Here is an 18,015-nt window from a genome sequence, read left to right on the forward strand (position 1 = left end):
CCCGTCACGTCGATCTATTTGCGGCGATGGGTCGGCGCGTGAAAATCCGGGTCCTTGTTCGCGATCCATATGAGAAAGCGCGCGATTTCCTCGTCACTGCGAAGCGTGCCCGGCGCATCCCCGATCCGCTCCAGCTCCGCATTGGAAAAGCGCGCATGAAGCGTTCGGTGGCAGATCGGATGGATCGCCCGCTTCTCTCTCCCGCCGCGACTTTTCGGGACAGGATGATGCCACTCGATCCGCTGGCCGAGCGGGCGCGCGCAGAGCCAGCAATGCGGTATGCCTGGTTCGGCCATTTGCGGCATTTACATTGGTCTAATGCCAATGTCCGCTTTCGACCCATTGCGGACATTCGGGTTGTGGCTACTTGGGTTCGAAGGGCGGCCCTTCGCCGCGCCGGAATCTAATCTCCTGAAGAGCAAAGGGCGCGAAGCCTGAGATATCCGCTGTCATCAGCACGCCCAGGTCCCGCCAGGCAAACGACAGGACTTCAGCCGCCCGCTGCTGCAACATCGCGCTCTCATTGCTGTCCCGCGCGGTAGCAAGCAGGGCGGCTCGGCCTTCCTCCAATTCGCCAATCATCAGGGCTGCGTAATCGCGCTCCCATTCCTCTGAGGCTGGGTCGAGATAGATCGCAAGTCCTTCCGTGGGCGATTTGGGAACTGGGTGCATCGCCGGCCCTCCTTGACGCGGCGCAGCCAAGCGCCGTTACCGATAATGCCTTGGCCGAGTGATTGGTCAATGACCGCTTTCCACCCAAAGTTGCCAATAGCCTCGCGCCAATTACGACGATTATGGTGACGCTGCAGTATCATCGGAAGGCGGAAGGTCCCGGTCTTGCCCCGTGAGATTGAGTTGAGCCTCCTGGGCCATTTCGCGATAACGGTCCGCCATATCCAAATGAATGTTTCGGATTGACGGTGAGCTGGCCTGATCGGCCAATTTTCGCTGGTCTTGTTCGCGCCGGCGATAATAATCCGCCTCGCCAGTTTCCACTGTCACGCACGCACCCCCGGACGCATCACTCGAATGCCTGTCTGGCACAATTATTATTTAGAATGAAGTGGTTATGTCACAAGAGTGTTGAGTAAATCACCTAACTGGAATTTTGCAACATCACTCACTGGCGACGCTGACGCCACCAGAGGTATCCCACCCACACAAACGGAACGAGAAAGATGAAGCGTTCCCAGTCCACGCGACACTCTACGAACTTGGTCGGAAATCCCCAACACATCGGGGGCTGGTCGAAGACGTCCGACCAAGCGGCACACCTCTCCCCTCGATGGGCCAAGGGACGATTAGTGCTGTCCCAATATATCATCAAGCGATGAAGGAGCGCAAAAAAGCCCGCCGGACTACGCTACATTCCGGCGGGCATGTTCCCTTCGATATCAATGATTGGGGAGCTTGCCGACAAAACGCGGTCGTCACCGGTTAGTTGCCGATCGCCATCAAAACGCAACAACAGCGAGGGTAAAGCGTTTGGCTCGGGGAAACCCCTCCATGCGTACAAGACCCGCCGCGTTCCAACTATGCCGTGGCGGGTCTTTTATTGCTCCGCGCGCTCAACCTCTTCGGCAGCGGCCTGGTAGTTTTCAGCCAATGCCGAATGAATTGCTTTGATTTCATCGGACTGAGTCTTCTCAGCCAATTTGCGCTCTTCGGCTTCCCGCCGCCGGAAATACTCGGCTGAGTACTCCTCTGTGTTCATACGCAACCCTTCCTAGGTCCAGGATATTCCCAAGCGGGTCACTCGCCATATCTTCGCATAACCCTTTTAACACACTGGACACCAGTGTCCGCTTTCCACCCATTGCGGACATTAGCGGCTGATGACCGATTTCGACCCGCCGCCGGCAGAAAATAGACTCCATCATACCATATGCTAGATTTGCACCAAATCGTACCCGGGAGACGGCCCGTGCGGTCGACAATATTCGTACTGATTTCTGCCATGTGTGTTGCTGCCGGCCCCGCACCCTTCCGATATATAGTCGTAGCGGGCACCGCCCTGAAATCGTCGAACGGCGTTCCAGTGGGGGTTCGGGCGCCGAACGGGTTCCGAGTGCTAGCGCCAACCAGCCGCCACGCGATTTTCGAGGGCCATCCATATGAGGTCAGCCTGGCGGCGCTGGCGGGCAAGAACGCCGTCGTCATGCTTCATGCCGAAAGAGTCGCCGACGACAGCGGTGCGTCGAATTACGACAACCTGCCCAGCTCGCCTTGGGCCGGCTTCCGGTTGCGCTCTCAATGTGCGCGTATAGCCGCAACCGACGTTGCGGAAGAACATGATCTCAAATGGCTCGCCGATCGGGGCTGGAACCCTGTCGGCGATCTAGCGCTCGAGCAACATCTCAAGAGCACGTCAGATCACAACCGCGAGGTAGTGGTGACGCTCGCAATGAAGGTAAAGAGTTGTTCCGACAAGCGGGCAGTCGATGCCGCGCTGGCCAAGTTCCGCTCGCAAATCCGGCTCAAATCTGACTAGCCTGGCTTCGCGTCACAATAGCCGTCTTCCACCGATAGCGGTCATTAGCTGATACTTCGGAAGCGGTCCCAGCTTCCGCTGGCACGGCGAGTTTGGGCTCGGAAGCCTGTGCCTCAACTCAAATGCTAAGCTTCAGCCCGTGCAGCTTTGTCACGCGGCCATCCTCGCACACCGGGGCGGCGATGAGGCGCATCCAGCGGGACTTTCCGGCGAACGGGTGGATTTCGGTATCGATGGTGAAACCGCGCCCATGCTTGATCGCGTAGGACCGCAGCCGCTCCATCGCGGCGCGGGACTCTTCGCTGTAAAGCGCGACGGCGTCCTCGCGCGTAACTGGGGCGCCCCGGGGCATTCCGAACAGGTCGTAGACTCCGCCCGACCACACCAGGCTGTTGTCGCTAAGGTCGCACTCCCAGCAGCCGACGTGGAGGAAACCGAGTTCACCCACCTGCTCTGGCTGGATGGCGTCGATCACCGCGCTGCTGAGGATGCTGCCCATTTCGAAATAGCGCGCGCGCTCGCTGATCGGCCAGCTATGATGCAGCGCCAGCGGCTCCTTGGCCCGAAAGTTGGTTTGGTGAAGCACGCTTGTCGACGATAAACCCGATTTCCTGACCTTGGCCGGGATTTTGATCCGTTTCGCATCTAATATTGAGGGCGGCGGACAAGCGCAAATGCGTTCAACGGGCCGCCTCAAAAGATTGATCCGAAATGGCTATTTCAGCCGTTCTTAACCGACGCCGGGCAATGGCATTCGCGCAGTCCCGGTAGCGGCGCTGCCTTACCCAATTCCTACAACGGCAGGTCCCAGCCTTGCAGCCAGTATTCTATTCCAATTCGAAGGCGGTCCGCTGGCTCACCGCGCCGGGCCGGCAGATCGACGGTGCGATCGCGAACAAGCTGACCAGCGGGCTCTTCACCTCCCTCCCGATCTTCCTGGGTGGGGTCATCAACAGCATCGTCGTCGCCGCGATCGCAACGTCGCGCCATCCGACCGCGCCGTTTATCATTTGGCTTGCGACCGAGCTGATCCTGGGCGTCGTCCGGCTGTTCGTGCTGATCGCGGGGCGGCGGGCACAGGCGGAAGGGCGGGAGACCTCGATCACGCTGCCCGTCATCCTGTCCTGCTGCTGGGCCGGGTCGGTCGGATTCGGCGCCTTCATCAGCCTGGCGAGCAACGACTGGGTATTGGCGACCATCACCTGCCTGTCGGCGGCGGCGATGGTATCGGGGATTTGCCTTCGCAACTTCTGCACGCCGCGACTGGCGATCTTCATGATGATGCTGAGCCTGCTCCCCTGCGCGGTGGCGGCGCTGTTCGCCGACCAGGCGATCATCATGGTCATAACCGTCCAGCTTCCGATCTACATGGTGACGATCGGGGCTGCGGCATTCCGCATCAACTCGGTGATGGTCGACCGGATGATCGCGCAGGACGCGCTGGAGAAAAGCGAGGCGTTCAATCGCAGCATCCTGGAATCGAGCCCCGACTATACGCTGCTGCTCGACGAGGACCGGCGCATTCAGTTCTGCAACCGGCCGCAGGGCCGGCGGGGAGAATCGGATGCGAACATCGGGCTCGCCTGGCTCGACCTACTGCCGCCGGAAAGCCGTTTCGAGGCCATGCAGGCGCTGGACCGGGCGGCAGCCGGGGAAACGCCGCGCCTGACCGTTGCGCATTGCGCCGAAGACGGCCGGCGGTGGTTCGATCTCGCGGTGTCACGGGTGGCGGACGACAGCCGGATGATCCTGATCGTGGCCCGCGACATTACGCATCAGAAGGTGTCGGAAGAGCGCGCCTTGTGGATGGCCAATCACGATCCGCTGACCGGGCTTCCCAACCGCATCGTCCTTCAGAACCACCTGCAGGACTGCGCATCGGGACAACATGCGTCGGACGGCTATGCGCTGCTGGTCCTCGACATCGACAACTTCAAGTTCGTCAACGACACGCTGGGCCATGACGCCGGCGACGCGCTGCTCTGCACCTTCGCCAGCCGGTTGAGGAGCGCCGTACGGTCAGAGGATCTGATTGCCCGCCTCGGCGGTGATGAGTTCGCGATCGTCCTGCAGGCGCGCAAGGAGCAGGATGTCCACGCGGCGGCTGAGAAGATCTACGCCGCGCTGCACCTGCCGTTCGCGCATGAAGGTCGCTTGATCGAGTGCAATGCGAGCATCGGCGCAAGCCTGTCGCCCGCGGGCGGCACGGAGCGATCGGAATTGATGAAGTCGGCGGATATCGCGCTCTATTCCGCGAAGGCGGCCGGGCGCGGGCAGCTGAAGCTTTTCGAAAGTTCGATGCGGAATGAGTTCCGGACACGGACGTCGATGATGGCCAGCGCGCGGGACGCGCTCACCTCGAACAATATCGTGCCGCACTACCAGCCCAAGGTTTGCCTTCGGACCGGGGCGATTGTCGGTTTTGAATCGCTGCTGCGGTGGCGGGATGCGGAAGAGCGGCTGCGCCCTCCAGCACAGCTCAGGGCGGCGTTCGACGATCCGGTCCTGTCGCAGGCGATCAGCAAATGCATGATCGACCAGACGCTTGCCGACATCGGGGGCTGGATCGAGAATGGCGTCGAGTTCGGCCATGTGGCGATCAATGTCGCGGCGGCCCAGTTCCGCTCCGGCAAGTTCGCGGAGGAGCTGCTGGAGACGATCGAACGGAGCAATATACCTCCCGCCTCCCTGCAGATCGAAGTGACGGAGACGGTCTTCCTCGGGCGCGGCGCCGACCATGTCGAACGCGCGCTTCGGCAGCTTAGCCGCGCAGGCCTCCGGATCGCGCTGGACGATTTCGGGACGGGCTACGCTTCGCTTGCGCATCTGATGCAGTTCCCGGTCGATGCCCTGAAGATCGACAAGTCATTCATCCGCGGGATCGGGTCCAACGAGGAGGCGGAGGCGATCACCAAGGCGATCGTTACCCTCGGCCATAGTCTGGGCATCGAAATCATCGCCGAGGGCGTCGAGACGGTCGAACAGGAAATGTATCTGATCGGTCTGGGCTGTGAAACCGGGCAAGGTTACCTCTACTCAAGGGCTGCGGCGGCGGAAGCGGTCCGGCAGATGACGATAGAGGCCATCGCGAAGCGGGCCTGAATGCGGAAACTTCGAGATACTTGCCGATAAACGATATATAACATATTGTTTATCGATAAGTGATTCGGGAGTTTCCGATGCGACATTCCACCGCGCTGCCCCTTGCCTATGTGTTCCTGCGCATCCTGGTGCTGCTCAACTGGATCTTCGGCGCCTGCATCCTCGCGCTTCTCGCCTTCACCTTCATCAACGAGTCCTGGACGATGAAGGCGCTGGGCGTCTCCGGCATGTCGGACGCGGTGCAGGTGATGTGGGCGATGCGGGGTATTGCGGCGCTCGGCATCGCGACCGTGCCGATCAATTACCAGATCTTCAAACGGCTCTTAAAAATGGTCGATACGGTGCGCGCGGGCGATCCGTTCGTGGCCGATAATGCCTACCGGTTGCACGCGATCGCATGGCTACTGGTGGCGCTTCAGCTGATCAGCATGACCATTGCGGGGATAGGCCGGATCATCTCGACCGAAGAGCATCCGTTCCACCTGGACGCTGGGTTCTCGGCGAACAGCTGGCTCGCGATCATCCTCTGCTTCGTCCTTGCGCGCGTATTCGCCGAAGGAACGCTGATGCGCGAAGATCTTGAAGGAACGGTGTGAAATGGCGATCGCCGTCAAGCTCGACGATTTGCTGCACGAGAGGCGGATGACGCTGACCGAGCTCGCCGAACGGATCGACATCACGCTCGCCAACCTGTCGATCCTGAAGACCGGCAAGGCGCGCGCAATCCGCTTTTCGACCTTGGAGGCGATTTGCACCGTCCTGGCGTGTCAGCCGGGCGATCTACTGGAGTATCGGCCCGACTGACGAAGCGGCGAGGTTAGAGGATTCCGTGCGCGGTCCAGATGGCGATGAGGCCAACGCCGATGATCACGTCGATCACCACGCACCACGGCACATACCAAGTCGGGATCTTGACCAGCGACAGCCGCGACTTGTTGTGGTGCGCGAGATCCCACAGCGCATGGCCGAAATAAGCCAGTGCAAGCAGGATCGGCCACAACAGCAGGCCGAGCAAGGCGGTGACCGCGAACAGGCCGGTGACGTTGAATTCGACGAACTGGTCGCGGGCCGATCCGTTCATCACCGCGAAGCCGAAGTAAATGCCCGCAATGAGGGCGATCAGCACCGCCGCGAAGCCGAGCGACGCCTGCACTGGCAGGAAGAAATGCGGGGCGAGCGAGCCGATACCGACGGCAACGCCGGTCAGGATCGGCCGCCGTGCGAATACCGATGCGTTGCCATGCTGATGCGCATGGCCTGAATGGTCCAATTGAACGGCTACCGACGAGGACATTTCGATCTCCCTTTTCATCCGAGTCGGAAGCTCTTTAGCTTCCGTACCGTGGTACGGAGTCAAATGTCCTTTGCGCCGCGCCTAATAATGTTTCAGCGCTTCGGCTTCGGTCTTCTTGATCCAGCAGTCCTTGCAGATGGTGTAGGCGTTGCTGTCATTGGGATGCTTGGCCGCGCAATCCTCTTTCATCTGCTGATAGGCCTCCGCCATGGCGGGCCGGGCGCGAAGATAATCGCGGAACGCCAAATGCCGGTGGATACTGTGGTCGCCCGCGGCATAGCAATGCAGGTGGAACTTGCGCAGGCCAGTCACCGGATCGCAAAGCGTACAGAAGCGCCGGCCTTCCAGCCCATATTCGCCATGCCACTCATAACCGAGCGCTTCGATCTTCGGCCGCGCGGCCTCGATCGTCTCGAGGTCGGGGCCGACGCCCACCAGGTCGATGATCGGCTTGGCCGCGATGCCGGGAATGGCCGTCGATCCGACATGATGCATTTCGACGATCGCCGGCCACACCGCTTTCAGGATGCGGGTTTCCTCCCGGCTGGCCTGGTCGGCCCACTCGGGATCGTGGGGAAGAAGCCGGACTGCGTAAGGCGGCAGCATACCCTTTCGTGCGCGGAATGAAGGCGGGCTTCAAGCAGGAAAGTTACTGAGATTGCGATCAATCGCGCCGCGGGGAATTGAGCCGCTCGGCGAGTTCCAGCTGCGCCAGGAAATCTTCCATCATCTCAGCGACATCGTCTTTCTTCCCGAGCTGCACCATCGTCTTGCGGCCGTGCCAGCCGGCCCACGCCTGGTTGTTTTCAAGGCTGAAGACCACCTGGCCTGATGCGAAATCCGACCGGTCGGTGCTGATGATTCCGGCGAACCTCATGCGGACGAACTGCACCAGGCTGATGATCAGCGTGGAGCTGGTCAGGAAAATGCCGACGACATAGACGTCGCACGGCCCGCTGAAGAATGACGCGTGCGTCATGAACAGATAATCGGCAAGGCCAACCGAACCCAAGGCCACGATCGCCGCATAGCGCCATTCCATGAAGACGGCCGCAGCGAGGACAAAGGGCAGGAACACCGAAAATTCGCAGCCGGTGACGAATCCGTTCACGGCAGCGCGGATCAGCGTTGGTATCGCAATGAGCAGGGTGACCAAGGCGAACGCCCGGGCACCCGTGATCGACGGCGCCAATAGCCGCCTCAGCAATTCGGCACGACTCACAAAACGCCTCCCAATGGGTTGGCGCCCAAGACCCGGAAACGTGGATACCACGGGGCGACGCGATTCATATCGCGAATCTCCCTGACAAGCCGGCCGGGAAAATCCATGAGTAGGGCATGCGCTCCCCTTTGGCGAGGCCCTGCGCTCCATTCGATTGCCGCCCGCCAATTGCGTCCCCATATGTGGCGGCCATGGCGATTCAAATCCGAACTTCGCTCGCCGAGCCCGAGACCGGCGAAACCTTCGTTCCGCACCGGCCCCAGCGGCCGGACAAGTCGGACGGCGGCAAACGGTTCGAGCTGAAATCGGACTATCAGCCATCGGGTGACCAGCCCACCGCGATCAAGGAGCTGGTCGAAGGCATCAGCGACAATGGCGAGGTCAGCCAGGTTCTGCTGGGCGTCACAGGGTCCGGCAAGACCTATACGATGGCGCAGGTCATCCAGGCGACCCAGCGACCCGCGCTGGTGCTGGCGCCCAATAAGATCCTCGCCGCACAGCTCTATGGGGAGTTCAAGAGCTTCTTCCCCGACAATGCGGTCGAATATTTCGTCAGCTACTATGACTATTACCAGCCGGAGGCCTACGTCCCCCGGTCCGACACCTACATCGAGAAGGAAAGCTCGGTGAACGAGGCGATCGATCGGATGCGCCACTCGGCGACGCGATCGCTCCTGGAGCGGGACGACGTCATCATCGTGGCCTCGGTTTCCTGCCTCTACGGCATCGGCTCTGTCGAAACCTATTCGGCGATGATCTTCGATCTGAAGAAGGGAGAAAGCGTCGACCAGCGCGAGATCATCCGGAAGCTCGTCGCATTGCAATATAAGCGCAACGACCAGGCCTTCGCGCGCGGCAATTTCCGGGTTCGCGGCGACAGCCTGGAGATTTTCCCGTCGCACTATGAGGACAGCGCCTGGCGGATCAGCTTCTTCGGCGATGAGATTGAAGAGATCACCGAATTCGATCCGCTGACCGGCAAGAAGACCGCCAGCCTCGATAGCGTCCGCGTGTTCGCCAATTCGCACTATGTTACACCAGGCCCGACCCTGAAACAGGCGATGGAAGCGATCCGGCATGAACTCGCCGAGCGGCTGAAGGAATTGCAGGCCGAAGGGCGGCTTCTGGAGGCGCAGCGGCTCGAGCAACGCACCAACTTCGACCTGGAGATGATCGCCGCGACAGGGTCATGCGCGGGTATCGAAAATTACTCGCGCTTCCTCACCGGCCGCCTGCCGGGCGAACCGCCGCCGACCCTGTTCGAATATCTGCCTGACAATGCGCTGCTGTTCGTCGACGAAAGCCACCAGACGGTGCCGCAGATCGGCGCCATGGCGCGCGGCGATCATCGGCGGAAGATCACGCTCGCCGAATATGGCTTCCGCCTGCCGAGCTGCATCGACAACCGCCCGCTACGCTTCAACGAATGGGATGCGATGCGCCCGCAATCGGTGTTCGTTTCCGCGACGCCTGGCCCGTGGGAGATGAACGAAACCGACGGCACCTTTTCGGAGCAGGTGATCCGCCCCACCGGCCTCATCGATCCGCCGGTCGAGATCAAGCCGGTCGAGGACCAGGTCGACGATCTTGTGCACGAAGCGAAGGAAACGGCGCGGAAGGGTTATCGGACCTTGGTCACCACGCTGACCAAGCGCATGGCTGAGGATCTCACCGAATATCTGCATGAGGCGGGCCTGAGGGTCCGCTACATGCACTCGGATGTCGAGACATTGGAACGTATCGAGCTGATCCGCGATCTTCGGCTTGGCGTCTATGATGTGCTGGTCGGCATCAACCTGCTTCGCGAAGGCCTCGACATTCCCGAATGCGGTCTGGTCGCGATCCTCGATGCCGACAAGGAAGGCTTCCTGCGATCCGAAACCTCGCTGATCCAGACCATCGGCCGTGCCGCGCGCAACGTCGACGGCAAAGTCATCCTCTACGCCGATCGGGTGACGGGCAGCATGGAGCGGGCACTCAACGAGACCGACCGGCGGCGCGAGAAGCAGCAGGCCTATAATCTGGAGCACGGCATTACGCCGGCCACGATCAAGCGGAACATCAGCGACATCATCGCCCACGTCTCTAGCCGCGATGGGGTTGTCGTTGACACCGGCGACGAGGAGAGGCCGCACCTCGTCGGCCACAACCTCCGCGCCTACATCGGCGAGCTTGAAGAGCGGATGCGGAAAGCGGCCGCCGACCTCGAGTTCGAAGAAGCCGCCCGGCTCCGCGACGAAATCCGCCGGCTCGAAGAGGACGAGCTCGGCATCCCTGATCCCGACCGCGTCGCGCCTCGGCCAACCGGCAATTCAAACCAGGGCAAGCCCGGCACTCGGCGCACCGGCTTTGGGAAAACGCAGCGACGCTGGGGCGGGAAGCGATAGGGCCGGGCGGCAGACATCTGCGCGGTCGTAGGCGCCGGGCCGCTTTGAACTTTCGCGCCGACAAGCCTTGGCAAATGTTCGACAGCGCGCAGCTCGACCGGACGATAGACCGAGCGCATGAGGCGCGACCTTGAATCTTTCCCGTCTGTCCTGTATAAAGGACAAGTTGAGATCCTCCAGACGGAAGTTTTTCGCGACTGGATCAATGATCTGCGTGACCGAAAGGCTCGACTGAGGATCGACGACCGGCTGCGGCGTCTCGCGAGCGGGAATGCTGGAGATACGAGGTCCGTTGGAGGCGCCGTACGAGAGCTGCGCCTCCATTTCGGCCCTGGTTATCGGATCTATTATATGTGGCGGGATGGCGTGCTCGTCATTCTGCTCAACGGCGGAGACAAGGCCAGCCAGGATCGAGACATTCGTCTCGCCAAAAGGCTCGCCAAGGAAGCAGACGATGGCATTGAAGCTTTACCCGTTTGACCCGGCCGAACACCTTCAGACGGAGGAGGATATCCTCCATTATCTGGAGGCTGCGATGGAAGGGAACGACCCGAAGCACATTGCTGGTGCGCTGGGTGATGTAGCTCGATCGAAAGGGATGAGCGAAGTCGCCCGCAAAGCCAAAGTCGGCAGGCAGGCACTCTACAATGCGCTCTCCGAGAACGGCAATCCGACCCTTGAGACGTTGGTTGGTGTCCTCAATGCCCTGGGGCTGCAACTGACCGTCCAGCGTAGAGCTGCCTAACCCGCGTTCAGGCTCACGCAACCCAAATGCTTGCAATGAGTTGGGTAACTGAATTCACTCGGGGAATGCGCCGCAAACGCGGCGCAAAATTTATGTTCAAGAAATATAGTCTGATCATCGGGACGGCGGCGATGCTGGTAACGACGCCGATCGTTGCGGCCCAAGGCCCCAAGGGCGACGAACCGGTCGCGGTTCCGCGCAGCATCAAGCAGGGCATCGACTTCGTTTACGTAGATCCTCAGATGTCGACCGTCGCCAGGAAGAAGCAGAAGCCGCAGAACTGGCTCCAGCGCCTGTTCAATCCCAGCGCCAGCAAGAAGCAGGGCGCGCCCAATCCGATGTTCAACGACCTCGCGCGCGGGCTCCAGCAATATCAGGCCACCTGGGGCCGCCTGCCACAGACCAAGATTCCGGCCGGTGCGGCATTGAAGCGCGGGTCTACCGGCAAGCGCGTGGCCGCCTTGCGTACTCGCCTCGGGCTTTCGGCTGAGGGCGGCTATGACGACCAGTTGTTCCAGACGGTGTCGAACTATCAGGCTGTGCATGGCCTTGGTTCGCCTGACGGCATCGCGGGCCGCGCGACGATCGCCTCGCTCAATCGCGGTTCGACCTATTATGCCCGGAAGATCGCGATCAACATGGAACGCGCTTTCCGCCTTCCGCAGACGCGGGCGTTCGACCGCTATGTGGTGGTCGATTCCGGCGCCGCCGAAACCTATTTGTTCGCAGGTGACCGCAAGGTCGACAGCATGCGGGTGATCGTCGGCGCTGAGGAAACCAAGACGCCGATGATGGCGGTTCTGATGCGCAACGCCAAGGCCAACCCTTACTGGAACGTCCCGCCCGAACTGGTGAAGTCACTTACCGCAAAGAAGGTGAAGGAGCAGGGCCTCTCCTACTTCCAGAACTTCCATTACGAGGTTCTGTCGGACTGGAGCGCAAACGGCCAGCTGGTCGACCCCAAGACGATCAACTGGAAGAAGGTCGCGTCCAGCAAGTCGCTCCCGACCTTCCGCGTGCGGCAGAAGCCCGGGCCGTGGAATTCGATGGGCGAGATGAAGTTCGAAATGCCCAACGACTTCGGCATCTACCTTCACGACACGCCCTTGAAGGAAAAGTTCGCGGGCGATCGCTGGATCAGCAACGGCTGCGTCAGGCTGGAGGATTATCATCGCTTCGCCGGCTGGGTATTCGGCCGGGTGCCGGCGGATTCTTCGCAGCCCGAGCAATATCTCCCGCTGCCGAAGGCGGTGCCGATCTACCTCACCTATCTGACCGTCGCGGCCACGCCCAATGGAGTCACCTTCCGTCCAGACCCCTACGGGTTCGACGCGCTGGCCATGCCGCAGATGTTCGCCGAACGCGGCGGGGAACCGGCGAAGGCGTAAAGCCTCTCCTTCGGCAGTCCAGAATCGACCGTTCATCGACAGGGCTTTGCCCTGACCCGTCGCCGCGCCATGGTCCGCCCCACGAATCGGGGAGGGGTTTGAATGAAGGTTAGAATTTCAGCTGCGCTTGGCCTGGCGCTGCTCGCTGCCGGTCCGGCGCTTGCGCAGGACAAACCGGACGACAAGGCGGCGAAGGTCGAAACCGTCGTGCCGCAGGTCAGAACGACGCAGCACAGCGGCGTCTTCGGCGGACAGAAGATCCGCTACAGCGCGACCATCGGCGAGACGATCCTGTCGGACAGCAAGGACGGAACGCAGAAAGCCGCCATTGTCACCACCGCTTACGTCAAGGAACCGCGCGATCCGTCGCGGCCGGTGACCTTCCTGTTCAATGGCGGCCCAGGCTCCGGCACGGTCTGGCTGCAGATGGGCGCCTTCGGGCCGAAGCGGGTCGCCATTCCTTCGGACGCGCGCGACGACGGTGCGCCGCCCTATCCGCTGAACGACAATCCAGACAGCCTGCTCGACGTTACCGACATTGTGTTCATCGACCCCCCGGGAACGGGCTACAGCTATCTGATCGGCAAGACCGACCCCAAGGAATTCTATGGTGTCACAGCCGATGCCAAGGCCGTCGCCCAGGTCATCCGCCGCTGGCTCAACGACAATGGCCGCTGGTCCAGCCCCAAGTTCCTGGGCGGCGAAAGCTATGGCACCACCCGGTCCGCGGCGGTGGTCAACGAGCTTGAGGGGTCGACTTTCAACGACGTCGGCCTGAACGGCGTCATCCTGATTTCGACGGTTCTCGACTTTGCCGTCGGCTCCGATGCCCCCGGAAATGAGCTCGGCTTCGTGACCAACCTTCCGTCGATGGCCGCGACCGCCCTCTTTCACGGCAAGGCGACCGCGCCTTCGACCGAGCAATTCGTCGAGGAAGCGCGCCAGTTCGCGCTCGGCCCCTATGCGTCGGCGCTGCTCAAGGGCCAAAAGCTGCAGCCGGAGGAACGCGCCCGTATCCGCAGCGAACTGTCGCGCTTCACCGGGCTCAGCGAAGCCTATCTCGACCGCGCCGACCTGCGCGTCACGCCGGATCGCTTCTATAAGGAGTTGCTGCGCGACCGGGGCCTCACCGTCGGCCGTCTCGACAGTCGCTATACGGGCCGCGACTATGACAGCGCCGGTGAAAGCCCGGATAATGATCCCAGCTTCTACGGCATCGATGCCGGTTATACGGCTGCCATCAACAGCTGGACACGCGGTCCCCTCGGCTACGTTACGGACCGCGAATACCAGTCGATCTCCCGCTTCGTCACCGATTGGGATTGGCGGATCGGCGGGCGAGACGCCAATGCTTACCTCAACGTCACGCCCTATCTGGGCAAGGCGATGCGCGAGAACAGCGGCATGAGGATCCTTGTCGCTCAGGGCTATTACGACTTCGCGACGCCTTTCTTCGCCGCCGAATATGCGCTGTCACGCACCGGCATCCCGCAGGATCGGGTCGAGTATCATTACTACGACGCCGGCCACATGATGTACGTCCGCGACGAGGATCGGTCGAAGCTGTCGCACGACATCCGCGCCTTCATCCGGGCGCGATGAGCTGAATGGCCCGGCCCCGCTTATGCGCGGCCGGGCTGATAGCTAGCGAAGCACCCCGGCCTGCTTCTGGCGGTGTGCGTAAAAATAGAGCAGCGCCGCGACGAGGATGATCACCCACGGCATGAAGGCCATCGCGCCCTCGTTCATCGGTGGCGGTGCGGGCGGCGCCAGGAAGATCTGGTAGCCAAGGCCCATGATCGCACCCAGCAGCGACAGCCCGAGGGCCGGTATCGCCCAGCGGCTGCGCATCAACAGGAGCAGCGAGCCGAGCAGCCCCATCCATACGCCCAGGCCCCAACCGAACTGGGCATAGAGCGGAAAGCCATCGACCCATGCGAGCATCGCCTCGGGATCGGATTGCGGTGCCATGCTTCGGAAATATTCAAGATTGCGCATGCGCGTCATCAGATAGTCGTAGCAGCCGAAGCCGTTCCACAGCAGCGCCAGCAGCCCGACGACCCACAGGTGCACGGGTGCTTTCGCGGTTTGTACGTCATCCATGTTGCATTCCCCCTCCAGCGCCGGTCTGTCACCGCCCCTCGGAACGCAATTCAGGCGGATCAGGCGTCACTAACCATGCCGGCCGATGCTTATGAGCCGTCATTTGCCTTGGCATGTCAATCGAGGCCGGCTTCGGAAGACCGTTAGGGAATCGCCGATTTCTGAACCTCCCGGTGCCAAGGGCGTTGGTTGCGCCATGAGTAGAGTATCCACGATTGTCCCTGTTGCGCTTCTCCTTTCACTTATGGCCTGCTCCAAGACGGACCCGGTCGACAATGAAGCGGTCGCGCCGGGCGACCTGCTGATTGGCGACGCTTCGGCGACGGGACTGGCAGCGCCCGCCAACGCGGCAATGGCCGAAGCGGTACAGCAGGCCGCCTTGCCGACGCCCAGCGGCGGTCTGGCCTGGAGCTACCGCCAGCAGGACAATAGCGCATTGTTCGGACCGCCGAATTCGCCGGCCTTTTCCATCCAGTGCCAGAAGCCGAAGGAAGGCGAGGCGCAGCTGATCTTCGTCCGTTACCTGCCCCCGACCGGCGGGGCGCAGGGAACGCTGAGCTTCACCGGCAATGGCAAGGCCGCCTCGGTGCCGATCGCGGCCGTGATCAATCCCGACGGCGTCGGCGGTCAATGGCGCGCCGCCGCTCCGCCGAACGACAGCACGCGCGATATCGGCGAAACGTTCGGCGGGCCGGGCAGCGTCGAGATCTCGATCACCGGCACGGCGCCGCTCGTCGTCCCATCGTCGGAAGAGCCGCGCCGCGTCTTCGCCGCCTGCCTGGCGGGCTAGCCCCGCCTAGAAGCTGAAGCGGAAGCCGACGTTAGCCGATGTTTCTTCGCCCTGGTCCTTGCCGACGGTCGCCGATCCGGCAACGTCGAGGCTGACGGATTCGAGGATGGCCGCGCTGAAGCCCAGTGACAGGCGGCCGTATGCATCCTTCGATCCGTCCTGCAGCTCGAAGCTGTTGACGATGGTCGGGGCCGACGTTTGCGAGAAGCGCACGGTGCGCTCGTCGCCGGTGAAGTCCTTCTCGATGACCGCCGAGGCGAAGGGCCGAAGCTGCGCGCCGCCGCCCTCGAAATCGCCGCGGACCTCGACGCCGACCGAGCCCCGAAGCGACTTGTAGCTCAATGAATCGACGTTGAGGGTCAGCACCGGATCCCCGGTCTCGGTATAGCTGTCGACATCGGCCTTGGCATAATCGAGCGCGATCACCGGACCGACGCGGACGCTGCCCATCGGCATCAGGTAACCGGCCTTGGCGCCGAGGATCAGGTGATCGCCGTCCGGGTCCGCTTCCATGCCTTCGACGACGCCAACCCGCTCGATCTCATGATCGTCCCAGCCGTAGCCGGCATAGGCCTGGAGGAAGCCGCCAGCGATGCCGAACGCGCCGTAGCCGCCCAGCTGGAGCGACTTGGCCTCATTGTCCGCGGCGTCATTGCCGAAATTCACCTTCGGCTTGGAATAGTTGAGCGCAACACCGACGAGACCGGAGCCGAAGCCATATTCGGCGCCCGCGGTTATGCCGACGCCGCTCGACCGATATTCGTCGTTGCGCGCGCCTGCGTCGAGCTTGCGGGAATAGCCGTCACCGGCGACGAAGAATTTGAGGCCTTCGGGCATGTCGCCGTCGCGCGGCGCCGTCGTGTCCATCCGCGCGGTGAGCGTGCGGCCGAACTGGTGGGCGACGTCGAGGCCCAGGTCGCTCGCCGCCTGCAGCGTCAGGGGCGCCGTCAGCTGCGCGGCGATGTAGCGGCCGACGATCTCAAAGCCGTTGGATGTCAGGTGCAGCTGGTCGCCGTAGAAGAGATATCCGCTGGCGCTCATGATGCAGGCCGTGCTGCCCGGAGGCGGGCCGAGCGGCGGCGGGAATGACGGGCACGCCAGGCCGTTGGTGATCCCATAAGCTGCTGGACTTGCAATGACATTGTCGAGCAGCAGGTTGAGATCGAGATAGTGGACGACGACGCCGTTGGACGCATAGCCGGCAAGCGTCGACTGCATGCCCGTGTTGAAGGCGGTCGAGAAGGCGGAGCGGATCGCGGCGCCGGCGGGATTGCCGGCGATTTCCGGCAGCCGGCCGGTGTCGCCGGCCAGGAAGCTGATGTTCTGTGCCCCGGCACCGACCAGCAGGTTGAGGTTGCCGGTGGCATTAGTGACCGCCGTCGCTGCCGCCGTCGGCGCGCCGGCCAGCGTTCCGCCCAGTTGCTGATACTGGCGGGCGTCATTGCCGCCGATCGAGACAGTGACGAGATCGTTGGGACCGAAGGTCGGCCCATAGGACGGGAAGGCCGGGTGCTGCGGGCCGATCCCCAGGAAATTGGTGACTTCGAAAGTCAGGCCCGGAAGGAAGGGGCTGCTTGTGTTCGTATTGTCCGTCTTCGCGCCGCCGATCGCGAAATTGTCGATCGGAACGCCCAGCAGCGATCCCAGCGTATCGACGTAGTTGGTGCCGCCCGAGAAACGTCCGGTGGTGTAGACAACGGTCGTTGCCGGATCGATGCCGCCGAGCTGGAAGGCATTGCCGTCGTCGGCGTAGCTGTCGCCGAACGCGACGATATGGTCGATGCGCTGTGCGGCGGCCGGGGTTGCGGTGAGAGCGGTAGCGGCAAGCAGCGAAAGTGCGATCAGGCGGCGGTTCGTCATGCAAAATCTTCCCCGTAGCCGCATCAGGACGCGCGGCTAATCCATGTCAGTAATGCATGGCTGAATCGCATAGACAAGTGACAGCAATGTCAGTTGTCACTTGGCTGCCGAGCGTGACCTCTTCGCATCAGTCGGCATCCGCCGGTGGGCCTCGTCGGGTTCATCCGTGGCTTCGGTCAGTTTCGCCAACGTCTCTTCCTTGAGCTCGACGATCACTTCCTCGGGAAGCTCCTCGATGCCTGCCAATTCATTGTGGGCGTGGGTCACCGCGATGATCAGCTCGTCCAGCTTGGCGTGCATCGCAACGTCCCGGCGATGCGCCTCGGCTTCGCGCTCGTTCTGACGATTCAGCACCATCTGCGTAAGTGTAATCGCCATGATCGACAGAGCGGCCGTCAGCAGGTCGGTCGACAGGCCCGACACGAACCAGCCAATGCACAACAGGATGAAGCCGAGCTGGACGCTCGGATGGGCGAACACGTCGGAAACCCAGGCGGAAATGTTGCAGCCGAGCAGGTAGAGCGCGCTGCGCTCCTTTCCATTGCCGTTGCCGTTGGTCTTTTGCGGTTGCTTGCGATCCGTTGCGGTCATCAACGGGTCGAAACGAAGCCCCGGGCGCAGCGTTCCTTTCCG

The 18,015-nt window shown here is 62.0% G+C and carries 20 protein-coding genes; 10 read left to right on the top strand and 10 right to left on the bottom strand.

The window, feature by feature from the left end; all coding sequences use genetic code 11:
* Window positions 1–14: 14 nt before the first annotated feature.
* From LZ496_RS10295 to LZ496_RS10305, 3 genes are all read right to left on the bottom strand, one after another.
* Window positions 15–296: an HNH endonuclease gene (locus tag LZ496_RS10295; protein ID WP_249904570.1), complete on the bottom strand. Its 282-nt coding sequence runs from the start codon at window positions 294–296 to the stop codon at window positions 15–17.
* A gap of 67 nt (window positions 297–363) precedes the next feature.
* Window positions 364–672, bottom strand: a complete 309-nt coding sequence (locus LZ496_RS10300) for a hypothetical protein (protein ID WP_249904571.1) — start codon at window positions 670–672, stop codon at window positions 364–366.
* Between the two features lie 880 nt (window positions 673–1,552).
* On the bottom strand, window positions 1,553–1,714 hold the full coding sequence (locus LZ496_RS10305; protein WP_249904572.1) for a hypothetical protein: 162 nt from the start codon (window positions 1,712–1,714) through the stop codon (window positions 1,553–1,555).
* Window positions 1,715–2,068: 354 nt separating this feature from the next.
* Here LZ496_RS10305 and LZ496_RS10310 point away from each other — a divergent pair, with 354 nt between their 5' ends.
* Complete coding sequence (locus tag LZ496_RS10310; protein WP_249904576.1) at window positions 2,069–2,491, top strand: hypothetical protein; 423 nt, start codon at window positions 2,069–2,071, stop codon at window positions 2,489–2,491.
* A 118-nt stretch (window positions 2,492–2,609) separates the two neighbouring features.
* Here the strand turns inward: LZ496_RS10310 and LZ496_RS10315 are convergent, their stop codons facing one another.
* A complete protein-coding gene (locus LZ496_RS10315; RefSeq protein WP_249904577.1) occupies window positions 2,610–3,077 on the bottom strand; it encodes a hypothetical protein in 468 nt (155 codons plus the stop codon).
* A gap of 227 nt (window positions 3,078–3,304) precedes the next feature.
* Between LZ496_RS10315 and LZ496_RS10320 the strand changes: the two genes are divergently transcribed.
* From LZ496_RS10320 to LZ496_RS10330, 3 genes are all read left to right on the top strand, one after another.
* The gene (locus tag LZ496_RS10320; protein WP_249904579.1) at window positions 3,305–5,593 is read left to right on the top strand and encodes a putative bifunctional diguanylate cyclase/phosphodiesterase; all 2,289 of its coding nucleotides are present in this window, start codon (window positions 3,305–3,307) and stop codon (window positions 5,591–5,593) included.
* A 77-nt stretch (window positions 5,594–5,670) separates the two neighbouring features.
* Window positions 5,671–6,189 (top strand): DUF2975 domain-containing protein, encoded by a 519-nt coding sequence (locus tag LZ496_RS10325; RefSeq protein ID WP_249904581.1) that lies wholly within the window; start codon window positions 5,671–5,673, stop codon window positions 6,187–6,189.
* Between the two features lies 1 nt (window position 6,190).
* Window positions 6,191–6,397 (top strand): helix-turn-helix domain-containing protein, encoded by a 207-nt coding sequence (locus LZ496_RS10330; protein ID WP_249904583.1) that lies wholly within the window; start codon window positions 6,191–6,193, stop codon window positions 6,395–6,397.
* 13 nt (window positions 6,398–6,410) lie between these two features.
* On the opposite strand, the gene LZ496_RS10335 is transcribed toward LZ496_RS10330, so the two are convergent.
* The 3 genes from LZ496_RS10335 to LZ496_RS10345 form a co-directional block, all read right to left on the bottom strand.
* Complete coding sequence (locus LZ496_RS10335; protein WP_249904584.1) at window positions 6,411–6,887, bottom strand: DUF6010 family protein; 477 nt, start codon at window positions 6,885–6,887, stop codon at window positions 6,411–6,413.
* Between the two features lie 81 nt (window positions 6,888–6,968).
* Window positions 6,969–7,493 carry a GrpB family protein gene (locus tag LZ496_RS10340; protein WP_249904586.1) on the bottom strand — a complete coding sequence of 175 codons (525 nt, stop codon included), beginning with the start codon at window positions 7,491–7,493 and terminating at the stop codon, window positions 6,969–6,971.
* Between the two features lie 58 nt (window positions 7,494–7,551).
* Window positions 7,552–8,109: a histidine kinase gene (locus LZ496_RS10345; RefSeq protein ID WP_249904587.1), complete on the bottom strand. Its 558-nt coding sequence runs from the start codon at window positions 8,107–8,109 to the stop codon at window positions 7,552–7,554.
* Between the two features lie 191 nt (window positions 8,110–8,300).
* Here LZ496_RS10345 and uvrB point away from each other — a divergent pair, with 191 nt between their 5' ends.
* The 5 genes from uvrB (at window position 8,301) to LZ496_RS10370 (ending at window position 14,231) form a co-directional block, all read left to right on the top strand.
* Window positions 8,301–10,496: an excinuclease ABC subunit UvrB gene (uvrB, locus tag LZ496_RS10350; protein WP_249904589.1), complete on the top strand. Its 2,196-nt coding sequence runs from the start codon at window positions 8,301–8,303 to the stop codon at window positions 10,494–10,496.
* A 117-nt stretch (window positions 10,497–10,613) separates the two neighbouring features.
* Window positions 10,614–10,976, top strand: a complete 363-nt coding sequence (locus tag LZ496_RS10355) for a type II toxin-antitoxin system RelE/ParE family toxin (RefSeq protein ID WP_249904590.1) — start codon at window positions 10,614–10,616, stop codon at window positions 10,974–10,976.
* Window positions 10,951–11,241 carry an addiction module antidote protein gene (locus tag LZ496_RS10360; RefSeq protein ID WP_249904592.1) on the top strand — a complete coding sequence of 97 codons (291 nt, stop codon included), beginning with the start codon at window positions 10,951–10,953 and terminating at the stop codon, window positions 11,239–11,241. Before LZ496_RS10355 ends, LZ496_RS10360 begins: the two co-directional genes overlap by 26 nt.
* Window positions 11,242–11,306: 65 nt before the next feature.
* Window positions 11,307–12,629, top strand: a complete 1,323-nt coding sequence (locus LZ496_RS10365; protein WP_249904593.1) for a L,D-transpeptidase family protein — start codon at window positions 11,307–11,309, stop codon at window positions 12,627–12,629.
* A 102-nt stretch (window positions 12,630–12,731) separates the two neighbouring features.
* Window positions 12,732–14,231, top strand: a complete 1,500-nt coding sequence (locus LZ496_RS10370; RefSeq protein WP_249904594.1) for a S10 family peptidase — start codon at window positions 12,732–12,734, stop codon at window positions 14,229–14,231.
* A gap of 42 nt (window positions 14,232–14,273) precedes the next feature.
* On the opposite strand, the gene LZ496_RS10375 is transcribed toward LZ496_RS10370, so the two are convergent.
* On the bottom strand, window positions 14,274–14,732 hold the full coding sequence (locus LZ496_RS10375) for a hypothetical protein (RefSeq protein ID WP_249904595.1): 459 nt from the start codon (window positions 14,730–14,732) through the stop codon (window positions 14,274–14,276).
* Window positions 14,733–14,928: 196 nt separating this feature from the next.
* On the opposite strand from LZ496_RS10375, the gene LZ496_RS10380 reads away from it, so the two are divergent.
* On the top strand, window positions 14,929–15,522 hold the full coding sequence (locus LZ496_RS10380) for a hypothetical protein (RefSeq protein ID WP_249904597.1): 594 nt from the start codon (window positions 14,929–14,931) through the stop codon (window positions 15,520–15,522).
* 6 nt (window positions 15,523–15,528) lie between these two features.
* On the opposite strand, the gene LZ496_RS10385 is transcribed toward LZ496_RS10380, so the two are convergent.
* Window positions 15,529–17,382, bottom strand: a complete 1,854-nt coding sequence (locus LZ496_RS10385; RefSeq protein WP_249904604.1) for an autotransporter domain-containing protein — start codon at window positions 17,380–17,382, stop codon at window positions 15,529–15,531.
* Window positions 17,383–17,478: 96 nt separating this feature from the next.
* The gene (locus LZ496_RS10390; protein WP_249904605.1) at window positions 17,479–17,973 is read right to left on the bottom strand and encodes a low affinity iron permease family protein; all 495 of its coding nucleotides are present in this window, start codon (window positions 17,971–17,973) and stop codon (window positions 17,479–17,481) included.
* Window positions 17,974–18,015: the final 42 nt, after the last annotated feature.

It is taken from the genome of Sphingomonas caseinilytica (assembly GCF_023516455.1).
GTDB lineage: Bacteria > Pseudomonadota > Alphaproteobacteria > Sphingomonadales > Sphingomonadaceae > Sphingomicrobium > Sphingomicrobium caseinilyticum.

Coding starts and splice junctions, on each gene's coding strand:
- LZ496_RS10340 (WP_249904586.1), bottom strand. CDS start 7,493: ATGCTGCCGCCTTACGCAGTCCGGCTTCTTCCCCACGATCCCGAGTGG.
- LZ496_RS10325 (WP_249904581.1), top strand. CDS start 5,671: ATGCGACATTCCACCGCGCTGCCCCTTGCCTATGTGTTCCTGCGCATC.
- LZ496_RS10380 (WP_249904597.1), top strand. CDS start 14,929: ATGAGTAGAGTATCCACGATTGTCCCTGTTGCGCTTCTCCTTTCACTT.
- LZ496_RS10365 (WP_249904593.1), top strand. CDS start 11,307: ATGCGCCGCAAACGCGGCGCAAAATTTATGTTCAAGAAATATAGTCTG.
- LZ496_RS10330 (WP_249904583.1), top strand. CDS start 6,191: ATGGCGATCGCCGTCAAGCTCGACGATTTGCTGCACGAGAGGCGGATG.
- LZ496_RS10300 (WP_249904571.1), bottom strand. CDS start 672: ATGCACCCAGTTCCCAAATCGCCCACGGAAGGACTTGCGATCTATCTC.
- LZ496_RS10295 (WP_249904570.1), bottom strand. CDS start 296: ATGGCCGAACCAGGCATACCGCATTGCTGGCTCTGCGCGCGCCCGCTC.
- LZ496_RS10355 (WP_249904590.1), top strand. CDS start 10,614: ATGAGGCGCGACCTTGAATCTTTCCCGTCTGTCCTGTATAAAGGACAA.
- LZ496_RS10335 (WP_249904584.1), bottom strand. CDS start 6,887: ATGTCCTCGTCGGTAGCCGTTCAATTGGACCATTCAGGCCATGCGCAT.
- LZ496_RS10370 (WP_249904594.1), top strand. CDS start 12,732: ATGAAGGTTAGAATTTCAGCTGCGCTTGGCCTGGCGCTGCTCGCTGCC.
- LZ496_RS10385 (WP_249904604.1), bottom strand. CDS start 17,382: ATGACGAACCGCCGCCTGATCGCACTTTCGCTGCTTGCCGCTACCGCT.
- LZ496_RS10390 (WP_249904605.1), bottom strand. CDS start 17,973: ATGACCGCAACGGATCGCAAGCAACCGCAAAAGACCAACGGCAACGGC.
- LZ496_RS10360 (WP_249904592.1), top strand. CDS start 10,951: ATGGCATTGAAGCTTTACCCGTTTGACCCGGCCGAACACCTTCAGACG.
- uvrB (WP_249904589.1), top strand. CDS start 8,301: ATGGCGATTCAAATCCGAACTTCGCTCGCCGAGCCCGAGACCGGCGAA.
- LZ496_RS10305 (WP_249904572.1), bottom strand. CDS start 1,714: ATGAACACAGAGGAGTACTCAGCCGAGTATTTCCGGCGGCGGGAAGCC.
- LZ496_RS10375 (WP_249904595.1), bottom strand. CDS start 14,732: ATGGATGACGTACAAACCGCGAAAGCACCCGTGCACCTGTGGGTCGTC.